The organism is Streptomyces kryoterrae (assembly GCF_054072135.1).
This window is the reverse complement of sequence record NZ_CM133358.1, coordinates 4070041-4090609: the sequence shown is the minus strand read 5'-3', so window position 1 is coordinate 4090609 and position 20569 is coordinate 4070041. Positions and strand designations below refer to the sequence as shown.

Annotated in this window: 19 protein-coding genes and 1 pseudogene; 8 read left to right on the top strand and 12 right to left on the bottom strand. The window is 71.7% G+C overall.

Going from position 1 to position 20569, the window contains the following annotated elements:
- Positions 1-140 precede the first annotated feature (140 nt).
- Positions 141-665, bottom strand: coding sequence for an AAA family ATPase (locus tag ACW4TU_RS17375; protein ID WP_457428724.1), 525 nt, complete (start codon positions 663-665; stop codon positions 141-143).
- A gap of 150 nt (positions 666-815) precedes the next feature.
- On the opposite strand from ACW4TU_RS17375, the gene ACW4TU_RS17370 reads away from it, so the two are divergent.
- The gene (locus ACW4TU_RS17370) at positions 816-1529 is read left to right on the top strand and encodes a FlgD immunoglobulin-like domain containing protein (RefSeq protein ID WP_457428723.1); all 714 of its coding nucleotides are present in this window, start codon (positions 816-818) and stop codon (positions 1527-1529) included.
- 244 nt (positions 1530-1773) lie between these two features.
- On the opposite strand, the gene ACW4TU_RS17365 is transcribed toward ACW4TU_RS17370, so the two are convergent.
- Positions 1774-2817 carry an SGNH/GDSL hydrolase family protein gene (locus ACW4TU_RS17365; RefSeq protein WP_457428722.1) on the bottom strand — a complete coding sequence of 348 codons (1044 nt, stop codon included), beginning with the start codon at positions 2815-2817 and terminating at the stop codon, positions 1774-1776.
- A gap of 150 nt (positions 2818-2967) precedes the next feature.
- Between ACW4TU_RS17365 and ACW4TU_RS17360 the strand changes: the two genes are divergently transcribed.
- Entirely contained in the window at positions 2968-4359 is a 1392-nt protein-coding gene (locus ACW4TU_RS17360; protein ID WP_457428721.1) for a cystathionine beta-synthase, read from the top strand.
- Between the two features lie 413 nt (positions 4360-4772).
- Here ACW4TU_RS17360 and ACW4TU_RS17355 read toward each other — a convergent pair whose 3' ends face one another.
- From ACW4TU_RS17355 to ACW4TU_RS17335, 5 genes and pseudogenes are all read right to left on the bottom strand, one after another.
- The gene (locus tag ACW4TU_RS17355; protein ID WP_457428720.1) at positions 4773-5216 is read right to left on the bottom strand and encodes a hypothetical protein; all 444 of its coding nucleotides are present in this window, start codon (positions 5214-5216) and stop codon (positions 4773-4775) included.
- A 97-nt stretch (positions 5217-5313) separates the two neighbouring features.
- A complete protein-coding gene (locus tag ACW4TU_RS17350) occupies positions 5314-6249 on the bottom strand; it encodes an ABC transporter substrate-binding protein (protein WP_457430174.1) in 936 nt (311 codons plus the stop codon).
- Positions 6250-6305: 56 nt separating this feature from the next.
- The gene (locus tag ACW4TU_RS17345; protein WP_457428719.1) at positions 6306-6968 is read right to left on the bottom strand and encodes an ABC transporter permease; all 663 of its coding nucleotides are present in this window, start codon (positions 6966-6968) and stop codon (positions 6306-6308) included.
- Position 6969: 1 nt separating this feature from the next.
- Entirely contained in the window at positions 6970-7611 is a 642-nt protein-coding gene (locus tag ACW4TU_RS17340; RefSeq protein WP_457428718.1) for an ABC transporter permease, read from the bottom strand.
- Positions 7608-8732 (bottom strand): annotated as a pseudogene (locus ACW4TU_RS17335) (ABC transporter ATP-binding protein). Before ACW4TU_RS17335 ends, ACW4TU_RS17340 begins: the two are co-directional and overlap by 4 nt.
- A 153-nt stretch (positions 8733-8885) precedes the next feature.
- Between ACW4TU_RS17335 and ACW4TU_RS17330 the strand changes: the two are divergent.
- From ACW4TU_RS17330 to ACW4TU_RS17320, 3 genes are all read left to right on the top strand, one after another.
- Positions 8886-10463 (top strand): aromatic amino acid ammonia-lyase, encoded by a 1578-nt coding sequence (locus tag ACW4TU_RS17330; RefSeq protein ID WP_457428717.1) that lies wholly within the window; start codon positions 8886-8888, stop codon positions 10461-10463.
- Entirely contained in the window at positions 10460-11389 is a 930-nt protein-coding gene (locus tag ACW4TU_RS17325; RefSeq protein WP_457428716.1) for a MurR/RpiR family transcriptional regulator, read from the top strand. The genes ACW4TU_RS17330 and ACW4TU_RS17325 overlap by 4 nt, the downstream gene beginning before the upstream one ends.
- Positions 11390-11517: 128 nt before the next feature.
- Positions 11518-12111, top strand: a complete 594-nt coding sequence (locus ACW4TU_RS17320) for a hypothetical protein (RefSeq protein ID WP_457428715.1) — start codon at positions 11518-11520, stop codon at positions 12109-12111.
- Positions 12112-12142: 31 nt separating this feature from the next.
- Here ACW4TU_RS17320 and ACW4TU_RS17315 read toward each other — a convergent pair whose 3' ends face one another.
- The 5 genes from ACW4TU_RS17315 to ACW4TU_RS17295 all read right to left on the bottom strand — a co-directional run bounded on the left by ACW4TU_RS17315 (position 12143) and on the right by ACW4TU_RS17295 (position 16019).
- Complete coding sequence (locus ACW4TU_RS17315) at positions 12143-12517, bottom strand: roadblock/LC7 domain-containing protein (RefSeq protein ID WP_164318636.1); 375 nt, start codon at positions 12515-12517, stop codon at positions 12143-12145.
- A gap of 26 nt (positions 12518-12543) precedes the next feature.
- Positions 12544-13071: a roadblock/LC7 domain-containing protein gene (locus ACW4TU_RS17310; RefSeq protein ID WP_457428714.1), complete on the bottom strand. Its 528-nt coding sequence runs from the start codon at positions 13069-13071 to the stop codon at positions 12544-12546.
- 37 nt (positions 13072-13108) lie between these two features.
- A complete protein-coding gene (locus tag ACW4TU_RS17305) occupies positions 13109-13987 on the bottom strand; it encodes a transcriptional regulator (protein ID WP_457428713.1) in 879 nt (292 codons plus the stop codon).
- Positions 13984-14394, bottom strand: a complete 411-nt coding sequence (locus tag ACW4TU_RS17300) for a hypothetical protein (RefSeq protein WP_457428712.1) — start codon at positions 14392-14394, stop codon at positions 13984-13986. The genes ACW4TU_RS17305 and ACW4TU_RS17300 overlap by 4 nt, the downstream gene beginning before the upstream one ends.
- Positions 14395-14630: 236 nt before the next feature.
- Positions 14631-16019 (bottom strand): type III PLP-dependent enzyme domain-containing protein, encoded by a 1389-nt coding sequence (locus ACW4TU_RS17295; protein WP_457428711.1) that lies wholly within the window; start codon positions 16017-16019, stop codon positions 14631-14633.
- A gap of 182 nt (positions 16020-16201) precedes the next feature.
- Here ACW4TU_RS17295 and hutU point away from each other — a divergent pair, with 182 nt between their 5' ends.
- The 3 genes from hutU (at position 16202) to ACW4TU_RS17280 (ending at position 20522) form a co-directional block, all read left to right on the top strand.
- Positions 16202-17866 carry a urocanate hydratase gene (gene hutU, locus ACW4TU_RS17290; protein WP_457428710.1) on the top strand — a complete coding sequence of 555 codons (1665 nt, stop codon included), beginning with the start codon at positions 16202-16204 and terminating at the stop codon, positions 17864-17866.
- A 98-nt stretch (positions 17867-17964) separates the two neighbouring features.
- On the top strand, positions 17965-19167 hold the full coding sequence (locus ACW4TU_RS17285; protein ID WP_457430172.1) for an allantoate amidohydrolase: 1203 nt from the start codon (positions 17965-17967) through the stop codon (positions 19165-19167).
- Positions 19164-20522: a formimidoylglutamate deiminase gene (locus ACW4TU_RS17280; protein ID WP_457428709.1), complete on the top strand. Its 1359-nt coding sequence runs from the start codon at positions 19164-19166 to the stop codon at positions 20520-20522. Before ACW4TU_RS17285 ends, ACW4TU_RS17280 begins: the two co-directional genes overlap by 4 nt.
- Positions 20523-20569: the final 47 nt, after the last annotated feature.

Below are 20569 nucleotides of genomic sequence, written 5' to 3'. Positions count from 1 at the left end.
TGCCACCACCCGGCTCTGGCCGCGGCCCCGGTGAAGGAAGCACGTACCTGAACTCTCCTCACCCCCGGTCAAGTTGGTTCCGGGTGTACTGGAGTCCAAGGGGCCAGGCTGCCGCACTTCGCAGCCGGGCTCCGGTCGGGTCACCTCTTGACAGCCTCCGCGATCCGCACGGCGGCCTGGGTCGGCGTGAGGTGGGTGGTGTCGACGACCTCGGCCTCGGCGTGCAGCCAGGTGCGGGCCGCCTCGGCGTACGGCTCAAGGTATGTGAGGCGGAACGGGGAGTTGGGGCCGAGGACGGTGTCGTTCGCGATGCGCCCGCGCAGGGTGTCCTGGTCGGCGTGGAGGACGAAGTGCCGTACGGGGATGGAGTGTTGGGCCAGGCCCGTGCTGATCTCGCGCCAGTACCGCTCGACCAGGACGGTCATGGGGATCACCAGGGTGCCGCCGGTGTAGTCGAGCACGCGGCGGGCGGTCTCGACGACGAGCGGTCGCCACGGGGGCCAGTGCTGGAAGTTGTCGGTATCGGGAAGCCCCGGCTTGATGTCCATGAGCGTCTCGCCGACCTTCTCGGCGTCGAACACCCGTGAATCGGGGATCAGTTGCTGTACGAGCGCACTGGTCGTCGTCTTGCCCGCGCCGTGCGTGCCGTTGAGCCATACGATCATGGGACCAGACGATAGTGCCGCCCCGCGTTGATCCTATGGGGGGTCGCTGGGCGGACGAAGGCGTGTATTTCAGCCCTGTGGGGGAACACCCTGTGGACGGCCCGGACCGCCTCGGGCAAGGCCGTGTTCGAGACGTACTCACTGCCCTCCATGCGGAAGCTGGGCAGCCTGTCGGTCAGTTCCTGCCTCCCGTCCCATCTGCAGGTGGTGGGCCGGTACGTCTACTGGTCCTGCGGGCCGAACGCCCAGGCGGTCGTCTACGACCAGGTCAAGCGGACGACGCAGACCGTGCCGCGGGGCTACGCGCGGCTGGCCGACGGCTACCTGGTCTCCCAGGACAACAAGGCCGGCAAGCTGCTGATCACCTACCTGAAGGGCGCGGTCCCCGCCGCCAAGGTCGGTACGAAAGAGCTGGGCCCGCTGCTGTCCCCGCCGAACGCCCCGGCCGACCGGCGCGGCCGGTTCTGGAACGTGGACCGGTTCGGCGGTCCGGTCGCCTACTCGACGGCGTCCGGTGACGTGACGGTGAAATGGCCGCAGGTGACCACCTCCCCGCTCGCGGTGACCGACGCCACCGCCCCCACCTCTGTAGCCCCGCGCCAGGGCGGCGACTTCAAGGGCGTCTGGCACCTGAACAAGCCGACCGCGAACTGGAAACTGACCGTCACCACCTCCACCGGCGCCGTCGTACGGACCATCACCGGTGGCCGGGCCCACGGGAAGATCGCCGTGACCTGGGACGGGCGCGCCGCGAACGGGGCACTGGTCCGAGCCGGCACCTACCGGGTGACCCTGATCGCCCGCACCGCGAACGGCACACCCCGGAACGCGGTGATCTACGACAGGCCGCTGACGGTGCGGTAGACGGTGCGGCAGACGGACCGTCACGGCCTGTACCGATCCCGCTCGCCCCTGCCATCGGGCCCGGTCGCGACTCCCCGCGGCCGGGTCCGGTCAGGTCCGGCCCCGGTTCCTGACCGCCTCCGCGATCCGCAGGGACTGCACCGGGAGACGGACCCGAGCCGGATCGAGCGGGTCTCGATGGCCGCACTCTTCGTGGACCGGGCGACGGGGTGCCGTGCGGCGCTCTGGCCCCTTGTGGCCGGGATCAGCCGCTCGACGCTCCTCGCGTCGTCGTCGGCGCAGGGGACGGGTCCGTCGCCGGTACCCGCCTGCGTCGCCTGCGCTTCATCAGGGCCCAGGGGCCCCTGGGCCCCGTCGGCATCGCCGCGGTGACCTCCGTGCCCGGCTCCGACGCCGCCTCCGCCGCCGCCCGTGCCACCGGCAGGAAACCCTCGCGGCGGGTCACGTCCGGGCGCTCCTCGTCCGCCGGCCACAGGCCCAGCGCCGCGCACACCGTCGGGAGGACCGCCATCGCCGCCGTCGCGTAGCCCTCCGCCGAGGGGTGGTAGTTGTCCGGGCCGAACAGTTCGCGTGGGTTGGCCTCGAACTCGGGGCCGAGCAGGTCGCCCAGCGACACCGTGCGGCCTCCCTGTTCCACGACCCCGATCGTCTGTGCCGCCGCCAACTGGCGGGACGCCCGCCGGGCCAGCCAGCGCAGCGGCTGCTGGACGTGCTCGACGGTGCCCAGGTCGGGACAGGTGCCCACGACCACCTCCGCACCGGCCGTACGCAGGCGGCGTACCGCCGAGGAAAGGTGACGGACCGAGCGCGTGGGAGGCATCCGGTGGGTGACGTCGTTCGCGCCGACCATGATCACGCAGATGTCCGGGATCCGGTCGGACGCCGAGACGGTCAGCCCCACCTGGCGGTCCAGATCGTCGGACTGGGCGCCGGCCAGCGCCACGTTGCGCAGTTCCACCGGACGTTCCGCGAAGGCCGACAGGCCGGACGCGAGCAGCGCGCCCGGGGTCTGACGGGCCCGGTGGACGCCCTGGCCGGCCGCCGTGGAGTCGCCCAGCAGGACGAGTCCGAGCGGGGGCTCACCGGGGGTGGCGTATCCGTGTCCGTACAGGCCGTCCGCGCTCGGCGGGTGCGGGCCGCCGCCGTTGCCCACCTGGCGTCTCGCCATCCGGACCTCGGCCAGCACCACTCCCACGGCCGCCGCGCTCATCAGGCCGATACCGCCACCGCCGTACGCGGCACCGGCCGCGATCCGCCGGGCCACCCTTGCCCTGGACATGCTCGTCATGCGTCGCCGCCACCTCCTCGTAGCCGTACACCCACTCCTTGCCCCGAACCCACGGTCCGCCAATCGTGACGTGAGGTGAATGCCGAGGCGGAGCCTTAGGCTGGCCGCACCAATGACAACCACATTTATGTGCGGCAACCGGAGACAACGGTGCAATTCCACGACTCGATGATCAGCCTCGTCGGCAACACCCCGCTGCTGAGGCTCAACAGTGTGACCGCGGGCATTCAGGCGACCGTCCTCGCGAAGGTCGAGTACTTCAACCCCGGCGGGTCCGTGAAGGACCGCATCGCCCTGCGCATGATCGAGGCGGCGGAGGAGAGCGGCGAGCTTCGGCCCGGCGGCACGATCGTCGAGCCGACCAGCGGAAACACCGGGGTCGGGCTGGCCATCGTGGCCCAGCAGAAGGGGTACAAGTGCATCTTCGTCTGCCCCGACAAGGTGTCCACCGACAAGATCAACGTGATGCGCGCCTACGGCGCCGACGTCGTGGTCTGCCCCACCGCCGTTGACCCCGAACACCCGGACTCTTACTACAACGTGTCCGACCGGCTCGTGCGCGAGACTCCGGGCGCCTGGAAGCCCGACCAGTACTCCAACCCCCACAACCCCCTCTCGCACTATCACTCCACCGGCCCCGAGCTGTGGGAGCAGACCGAGGGGCGGATCACCCACTTCGTGGCGGGTGTCGGCACCGGCGGGACCATCTCCGGCACCGGGCGCTATCTGAAGGACGCCAGTGACGGGCGCGTCCAGGTCATCGGGGCCGACCCCGAGGGGTCCGTGTACTCCGGGGGGTCCGGGCGGCCGTATCTGGTGGAGGGGGTGGGCGAGGACTTCTGGCCCACCGCCTACGACCGGACCGTCGCCGACGAGATCATCGCCGTGTCCGACAAGGACTCCTTCCAGATGACCCGGCGGCTCGCCAAGGAGGAGGGCCTGCTGGTGGGCGGCTCCTGCGGAATGGCCGTCGTCGCCGCGCTGCGGGTCGCGGAGCGGCTCGGACCGGACGATGTCGTCGTCGTGCTGCTGCCCGACAACGGGCGCGGATACCTCAGCAAGATCTTCAACGACGAGTGGATGGCCGACTACGGCTTCCTGGAGGACACCGGCCCCTCCGCGCGCGTCGCCGACGTCCTCGACTACAAGGAGCACGGCCACATCCCCTCCCTCCTCCACATGCACCCGGACGAAACCGTCGGCCAGGCCATCGAGGTGCTGCGTGAGTACGGCGTCTCGCAGATGCCGATCGTGAAGCCCGGCGCCGGTCACCCCGACGTCATGGCGGCTGAGGTCATCGGGTCGGTCGTCGAACGCGAACTGCTCGACGCGCTGTTCACCCAGCGGGCCTCGCTCGACGACCCGCTGGAGAAGCACATGTCGGCACCGCTGCCGCAGGTCGGCTCCGGTGAGCCCGTCGGCGACCTGATGTCCGTACTCGGTACCCACGACGCGGCGATCGTGCTGGTCGAGGGCAAGCCGACCGGAGTCGTCAGCCGGCAGGACCTGCTGGCCTTCCTGGCCAAGGGCGGCAACCAGTAGCGAACGTCCGGTGAATGGGGCGTGCCGGAGGGGAACCTGCGGCGTCCGCCGCGATGTCCCGTTCCGCTTCCTTTCGGACGGAGACTTCGTGGAAGTGGTACGAGGGTGTCACGTCCGCGCAGCACACGCTTAACACGGGACCGGCACAGTAGTGGATGTCGGCAAGGGCGGGAGCGGCTCCCCGCCCCGGCCGGCACCAAAACGGCGTCACGGACCTCCGGAGCGGCTCCCGGACCTCCACCGACGCCCAGGACGCGCCAGCCCGGCCCTGACCCGGCCCGCGTCCCTCGCGGGGACCGCCGTCGTCCCGCCCCCCGGCAACGGGGGTGCGGCGGTCCCCGCGAAAGCTTTTTTGCCCGGCGTACGGTGACGCTCCCTGCCCGTGGTGACTCCTGGACGTCAGCCGGCGGCCCTCAGTCCTCCCAGTCGCTGTCCTGGCCGGACCTCTTGTGCCGGCCGAAGAGCCACGCAGAACTGGCGACCGCCTGGAACGCGTTCACGCCCACGATGCCGCCCCAGGCGACCAGCAGGCCGGGAAGGCCCGCGGTGCCGGCGCCGATGGCGGACAGGGGTATCGCCAGAACCAGCGAGACGATGGCGAAGCCGAAGCGTTCGCCGAAGGTGTCGGTGGATTTCGGGCCGCGCGAGTCGCGGGCCACCACCATCTGCTGCTCGGCGAGCTGGCGTCGTACCCGGCGCTCCACCGAGCCGTCTATCCGCTGGTCGACCTTCTCCAGGAACGAGTCGACCAACGCGGACTCGTAATCCTCGCCCAGTTCCCTGCGGGCCTGCAGAGTGGCGCTGAGTTCCTTGTTCAGGTCGGCGTCGTGCGCGCCCGTGGTGTCCATACCGGTCATACACACCACGGTAGGGAAACGGGACCCGCCCGGCACTGGGGTTAGCCCCCCTGTTGCCCCTGGGCCGGACCCTAGGGGGGCCGGCCCCCCAGGGCGCCTACTTCGTCAGGCCCTTCTCCTTCGCGTACGCGTTTGCCACGTCCTCCGGGTCCTTCTTGTCCTTGTCCACCTTGCGGTTCAGCTCGGTGAGGTCATCCGTGGTGAGGACGTTGCCGAGTTCCGCGAGGGCCTTGCGGACCGTCGAGTCGGCCTTGCGGTCGGCGATCAGGGGGACGATGTGCTGGCCGGGGATCAGGTTCCTGGGGTCCGTCAGGACCACCCAGCCGTTGTCCAGGATGTCGGTGTCCGTGGTGAAGAGGTTCGCCACGTCGGCGTCACCCTTCTTCAGGGCGCCCTTGACCAGCGGACCGGAGGAGTCGAGCGACTTGAACTCCCTGAACTCGACCCCGTACACCTCCTTGAGGCCCACCACGCCCACCTCGCGCGTCTTCACCTCGGCCGCCGCGCCCAGCGTCAGCTTGCCGTTCTGCTTCTTCAGGTCGGCCAGCGAGGTGAGGCCGTACTTCGCCGCCGTCTCGCGGGTCACGACGAAGGCGTCGGAGTCCTCCGCCATGCCGTAGGGGAGGACCTGGAGGCTCGCCGGGAGGGCGATGGTGAGGGCGTTCTGCGTCTCGCCCTCCTCCGTGGCCGTCGCCTTGGGGGCCAGGTAGTGGAGCAGGGCGCCCTGGTACTCGGGGAGGAGGTCGATGTCGCCGCCCTTCATCGCGGGAATGAGGATCTCGCGGCTGCCCAGGTTCGGGCGGACCTTCGTCTGCACGCCCGCCGCGTCGAGCACGGCGGCGTAGAGGTAGCCCAGCACCTGGTTCTCGGTGAAGTTGGCGGTGCCGATGGTGAGGCTGCCGGCGCTGGAGCCACTGCCTCCGCCCGAGCTGCCGCCGCCCTCGTCGAGGGAGGTGATACCGCCGCCGCACGCGGCGAGGGCGGGGACGGAGGCGGCTGCGAAGAGGCCGCCGAGGAGGGCGCGTCGGTTCATCGGAAGGGCCATCGGAAGGGCTCCTGGGCGGGATCGGTGGGTGCTCGCGCGGGTGGTCACGCGGGGCGGTGGCGGAAGAGGAAGCGCTGGACACCGGAGAGGGTCAGGTCCAGGGCGATGGCGACCACGGCGACCAGCACGGCGCCGCCCATCACCTGGACCAGGTCGCGCTGGGCAAGGCCGTCGAAGACGTAGCGGCCCAGCCCCCCGAAGGAGACGTACGCGGCGATCGTGGCCGTGGCGACCACCTGGATCAGCGCCAGCCGCAGGCCGGTCATGATCAGGGGGAGTGCGAGCGGCAGTTCGACCTGGAAGAGGACCTGGTGCCAGCGCATGCCCTGGCCGCGTGCCGCGTCCTTCACGTCCGGGTCGACGGCGGTCATGCCCGCGTAGGTGTTCGTGACGATCGACGGGACCGCGAGCGCCACCAGGGCGATGTACACCGGCCACATCGACAGCCCGCTGGCCAGGAACACGAGAACCACCAGGCCGACGGTCGGCAGGGCGCGGCCGAAGGAGGCCAGGTTGATCGCCACGAACGCGCCCCGGCCCGTGTGGCCGATGAGCAGGCCGAGCGGGAGGCCGATGACCGTCGCGATGACGGTGGCGAGGAGTGAGTACTGGAGGTGCTCGGCGAGCCGGTGCGCGATGCCGTCGTAGCCGGACCACTGGTCGCCGCTGGTCAGCCAGGCGCCGAGATCCTTGAAGAGTTCGAACATGTCAGGCTCGCCGCCTCGTCCACGGGGTGAGTACGTACTGGACGGCGACCAGCAGCGCGTCCGCGACCACCGCGAGCAGGAGCGTGAGGACCACTCCCACGATCACCGGGGTCGGGAAGTCGCGCTGGAAACCGTCCGTGAAGAGCTGGCCGAGACCGCCGTCGCCGATGTAGGTCGCCACCGAGACGAGCGAGATCGACATGACCGTCGCGATACGGACGCCCGCCATGATCACCGGGAGGGCGAGCGGGAGTTCGACCGTGAGGAGGGTGCGCAGCGGGCGCGTGCCCATCGCCTTGGCCGCCTCCTTGGTCTTCACCGGCACCGAGTCCAGGCCCTCGACCGTGTTCCGCAGCAGCACGACCAGGGTGTAGACCGTCAGGCCGATCACGGTGGTGGTGCGGGTCAGACCGCTGACCGGGAGCAGCAGCACGAAGATCGCGATCGACGGGATCGTGAAGAGGACGTTGGACAGGCCGAGCAGAAAGCCGCGCAGCGGGCGGACCCGGTGTGCGACCACGGCCAGCGGGAGAGAGATCAGCAGGCCGAAGAAGACCGCCGAGAGGGCCGCCTGGAGGTGGGAGACCGTGAGGGTGGTGAGGTCGTCGGTGTGGTCGCCGATCCACGACCAGTCGATGGTCATGCCTCGACCTGGGCTTCGGTCGTCACCGGGGCCGCTGCCTGTGCTTCTGTCTGGGCCTCGGTGTGGGCGCGGCCCGCGTGCGTGTGGATGTCGTCGCGGGAGGAGACGCCGGTGAGGGTGCCCGTCGCGTCGACGCGGGCCACGAGCCCGGTGGGGGAGGCGATCGACTCGGTGAGCGCCGCGAGGAGCGAGTCGCCGTCCTTCAGCGGTCGTACGGGGATGTCGGCACCGTGCGTGCCCTGGTCGGCGGCGTGCCAGCGCAGTGGTCTGCGGGCCTCGTCGAGTGCGAGGGTCCAGGCGCCGCTCTCGGGGGCCGGGGCCTGCGGGAGGGCCGCGAGGGTCTTCAGGGAGAGCAGCTTGAGGCCGCGCTCGGCGCCCAGGAAGTCGGCGACGAAGTCGTCGGCCGGGCGGGCGAGGAGTTCGGCGGGGGCCGCGCACTGGACCAGATGGCCGCCGGTGCGGAAGATCGCTATCTGGTCGCCGAGCCGGACGGGCCTCGTCCACGTCGTGCGTGACGAAGACGATGGTTTTGTTCAACTCCTTCTGCAGGCGCAGCAGTTCGTCCTGGAGCTGGGTGCGCACCACCGGGTCGACCGCACCGAACGGTTCGTCCATGAGGAGGACGGGTGGGTCGGCGGCGAGGGCGCGGGCCACGCCGACGCTCCCCCAGTGCCTTAAAGGCCTGGGGGGACCCCCAGCTGCTGGCCGCCGGACAGTTGGTGCGGGTATCGCTTGCCGGCGTCGGCGGCGAGGCCGACGGTCTCCAGCAGTTCGGCCGCGCGGGCGCGGGCCTTCTTCCGGCCCCAGCCGAGGAGCAGGGGCACGGTCGCGATGTTGTCGAGGACCGTGCGGTGCGGGAAGAGTCCCGACTGCTGGATGACGTATCCGATGGACCGGCGCAGGTCGGCGGCGTCCTGTTGCAGGATGTCCTTGCCGCCGACCTGGATCGTGCCGGAGGTCGGGTCGACCATTCGGTTGATCATCCGCAGGGTGGTCGTCTTGCCGCAGCCGGAGGATCCGACGAGAACGGTCACGCCGCCTTCCGGCATCCGGAGTGAGAGGTCGTGGACCGCTGTGGTGCCGTTCGGGAAGCGCTTGTGAACCGCGTCGAACTGGATCATGGGGTGCCCCTTGCCGGGCCTGTATAACGTCATGCAGAGTTCTCTGTGTCTGAATAGATTGTCAATGCCCTGGTGTTAATCCGAGGTAACGGCCGTCCAGCAAGCAAGATCGAGTGCCCGGTTTGCTTCCGGTTTGAGAGGAGTCCGCGTCTTATGTCGTCTCGAATCGTGGATACGTCGTCTTCGGTGCCACCTCCGACACCACCTCCGGTGTCCACCGGCATCGTCGTCCTGGACGGTGTCGGCCTCGGCGTCGAGGACGTCGTCCGCCTCGCAGACGGGGCCGCGCGGCCCGTCGCCGGCACCGACGCGATGAAGCGCGTCGAGGAGGTCTGGGACGTCGCCCGCCGCATCGCCGCGACCGGCCGTGTGTACGGCCGCTCCACCGGCGTCGGCGCCAACCGCAACGAGGCCGTCCCGACCGAGGCCGCCGCCGACCACGGCCTGCGCCTGCTGCGCAGCCACGCCGGTGCCATCGGCGCGGAACTGCCGGCCCGGCAGGTGCGGGCGATGCTCGCCGTCCGCGCCAACCAGCTCCTCGCCGGGGGCGCCGGACTGCGCCCCGGGGTGGTCACCGCCCTGTGCGAGGCGCTGGAGAACGGGGTCCATCCCGTGATCAACGAGTTCGGATCGGTGGGCACCGGGGACATCGCGGCGCTGGCGCAGATGGGCCTCGCGCTGGCCGGGGAGCACGAGTGGATCGGGCCGGAGACGACGGCGGGGGGATCCGCTTCGCGGGGCTGGAGCGTCGCCGGAGCCCCCGAGCCCCAGGCCCTCGACAACAACGACGCCCTCGCCCTGATCAGCAGCAACGCCCTCACCCTCGGGCAGGCCGCGCTCGCCCTGCACGAGCTGCGCGGGCTCATCGCCGCCACGCAGGTCGTCGCCGCGCTCTCGCTCTACGCCGTCGACGGTTCCCACGAGGCGTACGCCGCGCCCGTGCACGCCGCCCGTCCCCACCGGGGGTCGGTCGAAGTTGCGCGCCGGATGCGGGAGTTGATCGGTTCCGCGGCCCGGCCCACCCCTCCCCTCGGGCGCATCCAGGACCCGTACGGCTTCCGGTGTCTGCCGCAGATCCACGGGCCCGCGCACGACGCGGCGGACGCCCTGGAGGGGGTGCTCGCCATCGAGATCAACGCCGCCGCCGAGAACCCGCTCATCTCCCCCGAGGACTTCACCGCCTACCACCACGGGGGCTTCTACCAGGCCCAACTGGCCCTCGCCCTCGACCACTTCAGACTGGCTGTCACCCAGGTGGCGCGGCTGTCCACCTCCCGCCTTTCCACCCTCAACGAGCCCGCCTTCACCCGTCTGCGCCCCTTCCTCGCCGACCACGAGCCCGCCGCCTCCGGCGTGATGATCCTGGAGTACGCCGCCGGCGCCGCCCTCGGTGACCTGCGGGCCTTCTCCGCGCCCGCCTCCCTCGGGCACGCTGTACTCTCCCGGGGCGTCGAGGAACAGGCCAGCTTCGCCTCGCTCGCCGCCCGCCAGACACTGCGCGCCTGCGACGCGTACCGTCTCGTCGTCGGCTGCGAACTGGTCGCCGCCGTACGGGCGCTGCGCCAGCGCGACCTGCGACCGGACCCGGAACTGCCGGCCGGACGGGCGCTGGAGCTGGCCGAGTCGGTCCTCGACGCCGAATCGGCCGACCGGCCGCTCACGGACGACGTGACAGCGGCGGCGGCACTGCTGGACCGGTTCACGGAGATCTGGAGGGGGAGCGCGGCATGAGCACGCCGAGTGCGGACGACAACAGGGGCGCCGGTACGGGTACGAGTACGGCTGCGGGTATCGAGGGGGAGGTGGGCGCGAGCGGTCACCTGCCCGACAGCCCCGCCGTCCGGCTCCAGGCCCTCTTCGAGGGGCACCGGCTCACCCCGACGCAGCGGCGCATCGCGCACAGCATGGTGCGCCGGGCCTCCGAGGTGCCCTTCCTCTCCAGCGTCGAGCTGGCCGAACTGGCCGGTGTCAGCCAGCCGTCCGTCACCCGCTTCGCCGTCGCCCTCGGCTTCGACGGCTACCCGGCGCTGCGCAAGCACCTGCGCGAGGTCGCCCCCACCGAACAGAGCGCCCAGCCGGGCTCGTACAACGAGTACCAGCAGGCCGTCGAGGCCGAGATCGAGAACCTGAAGCACCTGGCCGAGGTGCTCGCCGACCCGCGCCCGGTGCGGCGGGCGGGCCAACTCCTCGCCGCGTCCCGCCCCCTGCCCGTCCTCGGGCTGCGCGCCGCCGCCTCCCAGGCGTACGGCTTCGCGTACTTCGCCGCCAAGGTCCACCCGGACGTACGGCTCCTCAACGAGGGCGGCACGATGATCCACGACCGGATCGACGCCGCCGTACGGGCGGGCGCCACGACCCTGCTGTGCTTCGCGCTGCCCCGGCATCCGCGCGAGGTCGTCGACACCCTCGCCTACGCCAGGTCGGCGGGACTGACCGTGGTCACCGTCGCCGACTCGGCGTTCGCGCCGGTCGCGAAGGTCTCCGACCTGCTGCTGCCGGCCGCCGTCGGCACCGGGCTCGCCTTCGACACCGTCTGCGCGCCGATGCTGCTCGGCCGGGTGCTGCTGGAGGCCATGTGCGACGACCTGCCGGACGCGCAGGCCCGCCTGGAGGAGTTCGACGCGCGGGCGGCGAGCCGGGGGCTGTTCATCGAGTAGACACCGGCCGGGGCAATCCGCCGGGGCTCCTTCCGGTCTCTGTCCGGGTTCTCAGACTCGTCTCACGTTCGCTCGTTACTCTCCCGCTCCGACAGGACTGTGCCGGATGAACGAACCGGGAGGCGGACGTGGCACGCGGAGTTCGCGGAGGGCAGGGTCTCGCTCGGGTCGCCGTGGTCGTACGGGCCGGAGCGGCGCCCATGTGGTGGTTCGGGGTGTTCGCGGCGGGCATCGGCGTACTGGTGCCGGGGCTCACCGGCCGCCGGATCGGGGTGATGGCGGGGGCCGCGCTGTTCATCGTCGCGGCCGGTGTCGTGGCGTATCTGCGGCGCGGGCGTTACACCGCGCTCGCCGCCGGTGCCGCCCGGGCCGGCCGGCACGACGTGCTCCAGGACCGTGCGGTGACCGTGCGCAACTGGCGCCGTGGCCACCGCTGGTGGCTGCTGCTCGCCTTCGTCGTCGCGCTGGGCAGCTCCCTCGCGGTGCCCGCGGCGGGCGGGATGCTGCTCGCCGGGGCCGGCACCGGGCTGCGGCTGAAGGCCGCCTGGCTGGGCCGCCGCGAGCGCGCCGACGACGTACTGCTGTGGGTACGGGTGGACTGGCTCGGACCGCGCTCCGGCGCCCCGGCGGGCAGGCCGGTCAAGGCCTACCGCGCCACGGGAATCGCCGCCGGCGACGCCACCCCGGGCGGGGCGCGCCGCCGCGCCGGCGTCCTGGTCTAGCCTCCTCGTCGCCGCGGGCGCCGGGAGGAGCTCAGACCTCGATCTCCGCCTCGATCCGCTTCAGCTGGTGGCGGGCCATCGCCAGGTTGGAGCGGTTGATGTCGAGCACGAGGTAGAGGAAGAGGCCGTTGCCGCCGCGCCCTTTCATCATGCGGATCAGGTGGTACTGGCTGGAGAGCGTGATCAGGATGTCCTCGATCTCGCCCTTCAGGCCCAGGTGCTCCATGGTGCGCATCTTGGCGCGCACGACGTCGGTGTTGCCGGCGGCGGCGACGTTCAGGTCGAACGTCTTGCTGCCGCCCATCGTGCCCAGGGCCATGCCGCTGGTGTAGTCGACGAGTGCGACTCCGGTGGCGCCCTCGATGGAGGTGAGCGCCTCTTTCAACGCGGTTTCTGTGGTGGCCATGACGGTGTTCCTCTCCTGCTTCCGGTTCAGTTTTCCGTGGTGGTGCGCGCGTTGGGCGTGGTTGTCGGTGTGCGTGGCGCGCGCGGGGTTCTGGTTCGGGTGGGCATGGGTTCGGGTGCGGCCGGGGGCGTGGGTTCGGGTGCGGCGGCCGGTTTCGCCGGTGCGGATGCCTGCTCCGCCTCGGCCGCCGCGTCCACCAGCTCGCCGATCCGGAGGCCGGCCCGGCGGCCCTCCAGGTGCAGCCGGCCGACGTTGACGCGGTCCTGGGCGAGCAGCGTCAGGACGGCGGTACGGCCCGCCGCGTACGTCGCCACATAGCCGTAGACCCCGCGGATCAGCAGCTCGCGGAAGTCGCCCTGGCCGGTCGCGTCCGCCATGCGCACGGCGACGCTGAGCGCGGTGGCGGTGAGTGCCGCGACCGTCTCCGGTTCGACACCGGGGGTGTCCTGGACGAGGACGAGACCGTCGACGCTGGCCGCGAGTGCGCCGGTGAGCTGCGGGACGCGCGCCCGCAACCGGCGTAGTTCGTCCATGACCTCGGCCTCGGCTGCCATGAGTTGTTGCCTCCTCTCGGCACGCGGGCGCTGCTTTTCAAAGGGCCTCCAGCGCATCCCTGAGCCTCTTCAGCAGCGTGATGTTGGGGTCGGCGAACGACGGCGGCAGTGTCCCGGGGGGAGCCGGGGGAGCCGAGGACTCCGACGGTGGTGGAGGGACGACGGGGGCCGGCGCCGGGGTCGGCGCGGCCTCCGGGGCTATGACGCCGGCGGCTGCCAGGCGCCGCACGTCCACGAGGGTGTGGAAGGCCGGGCGGGCCAGCGCCAGGGCGATGTCCGCCGCCGTACGGACACCGTTCACCAGGGCCAGTACGGCGTGCTGGCGGGTGGTGACCGTCGGCGCGGCCGGGCTTCCGGAGAGGAGCAGCGGGGCGCTGTCGGGGGCCGGGTCGGGCCAGATGCGGTGCAGCAGGGCGCGTCGGCGCAGGGTCTCGTGCTCGACGGCCGCCACCGGCACCGGGCGCACCGGGCCGAGCCAGTGCGTGTCCCCGTACTTGAAGTGCCCCGGCGTCCCGCTGGGCGCGAGGGCGAAGTACGCCGCGTCGTACACCGCTCCCAGGTGGCACACCTCCAGGGCGCCCGCGCCGATCCGGCCGCTCTCGACCAGGAACCGCCCGACCCGGTGCAGCTCGCCGGCCGCGCCGACCGCGTCCCGCCAGCCCTCCGCGTCCAGCGTGCCGCGCGCGGTGAGCAGCACGTCCAGGCCCGGTACGGCCGGGCTCTCGGCGTGCACGACCTGGCCGTCGGCGAGGTAGAGCGAGCCGTGCTCGCGGACCAGGACGCCGGTGGCCCGCTCGGTGGCGAGCCGGCCGAGCATCGGTGAGACCCCGCCCCACGCCCGCTGCCGGGCCGCCGCCCTGTCCCGCACCGGCAGGCGTGGCGGCGGGGTCGTCAGGTTGGTGTGCAGAGCCGTCATCCCAGCACCAGCCGTCCGGCCATCTCGCCGAGCCGGATACGGGCCAGCGCGAGATTGCCGTCCGCGCGGGCCAGCCACAGGTGCAGGAACACACTGCTGTCGAAGCTCGTCGTGACGAACCGCAGGACGTGATAGCTGTCGCGGTTGCTGATGATCAGGTCCTCGACCGGAGGGTCCTGCCCCGCCCGGCCGCCGTTGAACTCGTCGTCGTCCTCCGGGGCGAACGCGCGGTGCTCGGCGGCCAGCCGGGCCAGCTCCGCCGCCTCGGCCGCCATCGTCTCCGGGTCACCGCCCGGGGACTCCCCGACGGTGCCCAGTGCCAGCCCGCTGGTCCAGTCCACCAGCGCGGCACCCCGGGCACCGGGCAGCCGCATGGCTTCCAGTAAGCACTCGTCGATTCCGGGCACCCTTGGCCCCTCCCACCTGTCCCGCTCGCGTCTGTCCGGCTGGTCCTCGGCCGCCTGGTGTTCGGCCGACGGATGTTCGGCCAACCGGCGTTCGGCTGAGTGACGCAGACGCTACGCAACGTGTGCGCGAGGAGTGAGAGATCTGGCATTTTCCGGTGGAACATGCGGCGGATGACTAAGGTAGGTCGACTGACCCCGTTTTCAGGGCAGTTGACCTGCATGTTCCCCGGAGTCCGTCAAGGGCGTGCGGAGGGGGAGGTGGTGGGAGCGAGGGTGGTGAGCGCCGAGGCGTGCGCCCCACCGGATTCGGCCACGATCTCCGCGACGGTCTGCGGCTTCCGCACGACCGCGAAGGTGACATCGTCGGCTCGTCCGCCCCCGCTCCCGTTCGGCACGAAGCCGTAGATCCCGGGCCGGGCAAGGGAGTTGTACGCGTAGTGGTGCGCGAAGTAGTACGCGCCCGTGTCCAGCGCCGCCGCGTAGTCACCCTGTTCGAGCAGCGGCAGCGCCCGCCCCTCGGCGAGCAGATCGCCCGAGAAGCAGGCGGGTCCGGCCACGTCCTGCACCACGTCAGCCCCGGACTTGGGGAGCCCCTTCCCGTCGTACGCGGCGATCCTGAGCGGCCACGACGCCGGTGCGTACACCGTCCGCGTCGCGACCTGCACGCCCGCGTGCGTGACCGCGACCGGTCGCCCGCCGGCGCTCTTCGCGTACTCGACCCGCGCCACCACCGTGCCGTGCTTGGCCAGCAGCGACCGCCCGAACTCGGTCACCAGCCCGTACCGGCCCCCGAACAGCCCCGGCACCGCGTCGCTCAGCAGTCGCGCGTACTGCGTGTACGTCGGACTCGTCGCGTCCGACGTGAAGTTGACCGGCAGCCCGCCGCCGATGTCGATGGTGTCGATCTGCCGCCGCCCGACCCGCCGGTTGATCTCCTCGGCGAGCGCGTAGGTCTCCGCCGCGCCCCGCACCATCAGGGACAGCGGGATGCCCTGGGACCCGGTGTGCGCGTGCAGCCTGGTCAGCCACGGGCGCTCGGCGTACGCCCCCACGATCCACTCGCGCGCCCCTTCGTCCAGCAGTGCGACCCCGAACTTCGAGGTCGCGGTGGCGGTGGACGTGGCCCCGATCGACCCTCCGCCGATCTGCGGATTCACCCGGATCCCGATCGGGGACCGGCTGGACGCGGACCGCATCAGCGCGTCGATCCGGTCCAGCTCCTGCGGGTTGTCGGCGTTCACGGCGATGCCCAGCGCCAGCGCCTCGCGCAGCTCGGCGGGCGTCTTGGCGGGAGAGTCGAGCACCGTCCGGTTCGGCGGCACCCCCGCCGCCCGCGCCAGTGCCAGCTCCCCCGGACTCGCCACCTCGGCGCCGATCCCCTCCTCGCGCAGCAGCCGCAGGACGGGCACCAGCGGCGTCGCCTTCACCGCGAAGGCGTGCAGGACGGGCGTGCCGGGCGCCACGACCGCGTCGAAGGCGGCCCGCAGCTCGGCGGCGGACTCGCGGATGCCGATGACGTCGAGAAGTCCGACGATGGGAGCGTCGGTGCGGAGCAGTCCCTGCTCCACGGCGGCGCGTACGGCTTCGTCCCGGCGGCCCGTGCGATCGGAACCGTTGCTTTCCATGTGCGTCCCCCGTGGTGTCGTTCTGTGCTGATGTCCGTGTCGACGTCCGTGCCGACGGGTCAAGCCAAACATCCTCGGCGCGCGCATGCCGGTGCGAGAAGGTATTGACTAGTTCTATTCAGAAGGTCAGGATGTGAATATCCACTGCAATAGTCCACTGTCAGTCCGCTGGGAGGCAGACCATGTCAGGACCCCGCCCCGTACGAGCCCCGCGCGGTACGGAACTGAGTGCCCTGGGATGGCAGCAGGAGGCTGCCCTGCGGATGCTGCAGAACAACCTGGACCCCGAGGTCGCCGAACACCCCGACAAGCTCGTCGTCTACGGCGGCACCGGCAAGGCCGCCCGTGACTGGCGCTCCTTCGACGCCATGGTCCGCACCCTGCGGACCCTGAAGCAGGACGAGACGATGCTCGTCCAGTCGGGCCGCCCGGTCGGTGTCATGCAGACCCACGAGTGGGCCCCGCGTGTCCTGATCGCCAACTCCAACCTGGTCGGCGACTGGGCCAACTGGGAGGAGTTCCGCCGCCTGGAGGCCCTCGGCCTGACCATGTACGGGCAGATGACGGCCGGCTCGTGGATCTACATCGGCACCCAGGGCATCCTCCAGGGCACCTACGAGACCTTCGCCGCCGTCGCCGCCAAGAAGTTCGGCGGCACCCTCGCCGGGACGATCACCCTCACCGCCGGCCTCGGCGGAATGGGCGGCGCCCAGCCGCTCGCCGTGACGATGAACGACGGCGTCGCGATCTGTATCGACGTCGACCCGCGCGCCATCGAGCGCCGCATCGAGCACCGGTACCTCGACGTGAGGGCCGACTCCCTGGAGCACGCCCTCCAGCTCGCGGTGGAGGCACGTGACGCCCGCCGCCCGCTCTCCATCGGCCTGCTGGGCAACGCGGCCGAGCTGCTCCCGCGCATGCTCGCCGAGAGCGCCCCCATCGACATCGTCACCGACCAGACCTCGGCCCACGACCCGCTGTCCTACCTGCCGGTCGGCGTCGACTTCGACGACCTCGCGACCTACGCGGCGAAGGACCCGGCCGGCTTCACCACCCGGGCGCGCGAGTCGATGGCACGGCACGTGGAGGCGATGGTCGGCTTCATGGACGCCGGCGCCGAGGTCTTCGACTACGGCAACTCGATCCGCGGCGAGGCCCAACTGGCCGGATACGAGCGGGCGTTCGCCTTCCCCGGCTTCGTGCCCGCGTATATCCGCCCCCTCTTCTGCGAGGGCAAGGGCCCCTTCCGCTGGGCGGCCCTGTCGGGCGAGGCGTCCGACATCGCGAAGACGGACAAGGCGATGCTGGAGCTGTTCCCCGAGAACGAGTCCCTGCACCGCTGGATCAAGATGGCCGGGGAGCGGGTCCACTTCCAGGGGCTGCCGGCCCGGATCTGCTGGCTCGGCTACGGCGAGCGGGACAAGGCGGGCGAGCGCTTCAACGACATGGTGGCGAGCGGTGAGCTGGCCGCGCCGCTGGTGATCGGCCGCGACCACCTGGACAGCGGATCCGTCGCGTCTCCCTACCGGGAGACCGAGGCGATGCTCGACGGCTCCGACGCGATCGCCGACTGGCCGCTGCTGAACGCGATGGTGAACGTGGCGTCCGGGGCGTCGTGGGTCTCCATCCACCACGGCGGCGGTGTCGGCATGGGACGGTCCATCCACGCCGGCCAGGTGTCGGTGGCCGACGGCACGAAGCTGGCGGGCGAGAAGATCCGCCGGGTGCTCACCAACGACCCCGGGATGGGTGTGATCCGGCACGTGGACGCCGGGTACGACATCGCGGAGTCGGTCGCGGACGAGCGGGGTGTGCGGGTGCCCATGCGCGAGGGGGACGACGCGTGAGGCGTCTTTCCGGCGGGCGGGACGGCGACTCTTCGGTGGGGGCGGGTGATTCGTTGCCGCCTGCCGGTTCGCCTGTCGGCGGCGCCTCGTTCCAGGAGATGTGGCGCGAGCTCGCCCCCATCGGACGGCACCCCGACTCACGCGGCTATCGCCGTTACGCCTGGACAGGCATCGACCTCGAATGCCGGGCCTGGTTCAGGGAGCAGGCCGAGAGCCGAGGGCTGTCCTACGAGGTCGACCGGAACGGGAACCAGTGGGCCTGGCTCGGGGATCCCGCCGCCGGGGACGCGGTTGTCACGGGGTCGCATCTTGACTCCGTGCCCGATGGCGGGGCCTTCGACGGGCCCCTCGGTGTCGTCTCCTCCTTTGCCGCTCTCGATGAACTCCGGGGCCGGGGTGCGCGGTTCGGCAAGCCCCTCGCCATCGTCAACTTCGGGGACGAGGAAGGTGCCCGGTTCGGGCTCGCCTGTGTCGGATCACGGCTCACCGCCGGGGCCGTCACCGTCGAGCAGGCCCGGCTGCTGACCGACGGGGACGGGGTCACCCTGCCGCGGGCCATGGAGGCCGCCGGGTACGACCCGGACGCCATCGGGCCGGACCCCGAGCGGCTCGCCCGCATCGGCGCCTTCGTCGAGCTGCACGTCGAGCAGGGCCGGGCCCTCGACCTGAGCGGCGACCGTGTCGGCATCGCCAGCGCCATCTGGCCGCACGGGCGGTGGCGGTTCGATTTCCGCGGCGAGGCCAACCACGCCGGTACGACACGCCTCGTCGACCGGCGCGACCCCATGCTGTCGTACGCCGAGACGGTTCTCGCCGCCCGGCGCGAGGCGCAGCTCGCCGGTGCCGTCGCCACCTTCGGGAAGATCAGCGTCGAGCCCAACGGCGTCAACGCCATCCCCTCCCTTGTACGCGGCTGGCTCGACTCCCGCGCCGCCGACCAGCACGCCCTCGACACCGTCGTCTCCGGCGTCGAGAAAGCGGCCCGTGAGTACGCCGAGGCGCACGGCGTCGAGCTCGACGTCGTCCGGGAGTCGTTCACCCCCGTCGTCGAGTTCGACCACGCCCTGCGCGACGAACTCGCGCGTGTGCTCGGGCAGGAGACCGAACTCTCCGTCCCCGTCCTCGGCACGGGTGCCGGACACGACGCCGGGATCCTCTCCGGGAGCATCCCGACCGCCATGCTGTTCGTGCGCAACCCCACGGGCGTCTCGCACTCCCCGGCGGAGTACGCCGCCGAGGACGACTGCGTGGCCGGGGTGACCGCACTCGCCGACGTACTGGAAGGGCTGGCCCGCACGTGACGCAACCGCAGCGCACCTACTGGCTGGAGCACGCCTGGCTCGACACCAACGTCGAGCCGGGCGTCGCCCTGGACGTCAGGGACGGCCGGATCGCCGCCGTCCGGACAGGGATCGACGCCCCGCCGGCCGGCGCGGAGATCCTTCGCGGGCTCACCCTTCCCGGGCTCGCCAACACCCACAGCCACGCCTTCCACCGAGCCCTGCGCGGCACCGTCCAGGTCGGCTCCGGCACCTTCTGGACCTGGCGCGAGGTCATGTACTCCTTCGCCGACAAGCTCACCCCGGACAGCTACCACGCCCTCGCCCGAGCCGTGTACGCCGAGATGGCCCTCGCCGGCATCACCGCGGTGGGCGAGTTCCACTACGTCCACCATGCCCCCGGCGGCACCCCGTACGCCGACCCGAACGCGATGGGCGAGGCCCTCGTCGAGGCCGCCGCCGACGCCGGGATCCGCATCACCCTCCTCGACACCGCCTACCTCTCCGCAGGCATCCTGAACAAGCACAGCGGCCAGGCCCCGAACCGTCACCAGCTCCGCTTCTCCGACGGCACGGCCGACGCCTGGGCGGAACGCTGTTCAGTTCTCAAGGAACGGGATCACGCGCGGATCGGTGCCGCCATCCACTCCGTACGGGCCGTGCCCGCCGGTCAGTTGGCGACCGTGGCCCGCTGGGCCGAGGAACGGCGGGCGCCGCTCCACGTCCACCTGTCCGAGCAGACGGCGGAGAACGACGCCTGCCAGGCCGCACACGGGTGCACGCCCACCCGGCTCCTCGCCGACCACGGCGTTCTCGGGCCGCGCACCACCGGCGTCCACAACACCCACCTCACCGCCGAGGACATCGCGCTTCTCGGCGGCGGCGGAACCGGTACCTGTATGTGCCCCACCACCGAGCGCGACCTCGCCGACGGCATCGGCCCCGCCGTGGCCCTCCAGCGCGCGGGCTCACCGCTCAGTCTCGGCTCCGACAGCCACGCCGTCATCGACCTGCTCGAAGAGGCGCGCGCCATGGAGCTGAACGAGCGCCTGCGCACCCGCACCCGGGGTCACTGGACGGCGGCAGCCCTGCTCCGGGCAGCCTCCGCCGACGGCCACGCGGCCCTCGGCTGGGACGACGCGGGCATCCTCGAAGCAGGCGCGCTCGCCGACTTCACGACGATCGCGCTCGACTCGGTCAGAACTGCGGGGCCGGTGCCTCGGCTGGGAGCGGAGACCGCGGTATTCGCAGCGTCGGCAGCGGATGTGCGCCATACGGTCGTGGGCGGCCGGCACGTTGTGCGCGACGGGGCGCACACCCTCGTCCCCGAGGTGCCGCGGGCGCTTGCGGCCGCTGTCGAAGCCCTGCGCGGCTGACCCCCGTACGTCCCCCCGCCCGCAGGCCCGCCACCCATGAGGACGCG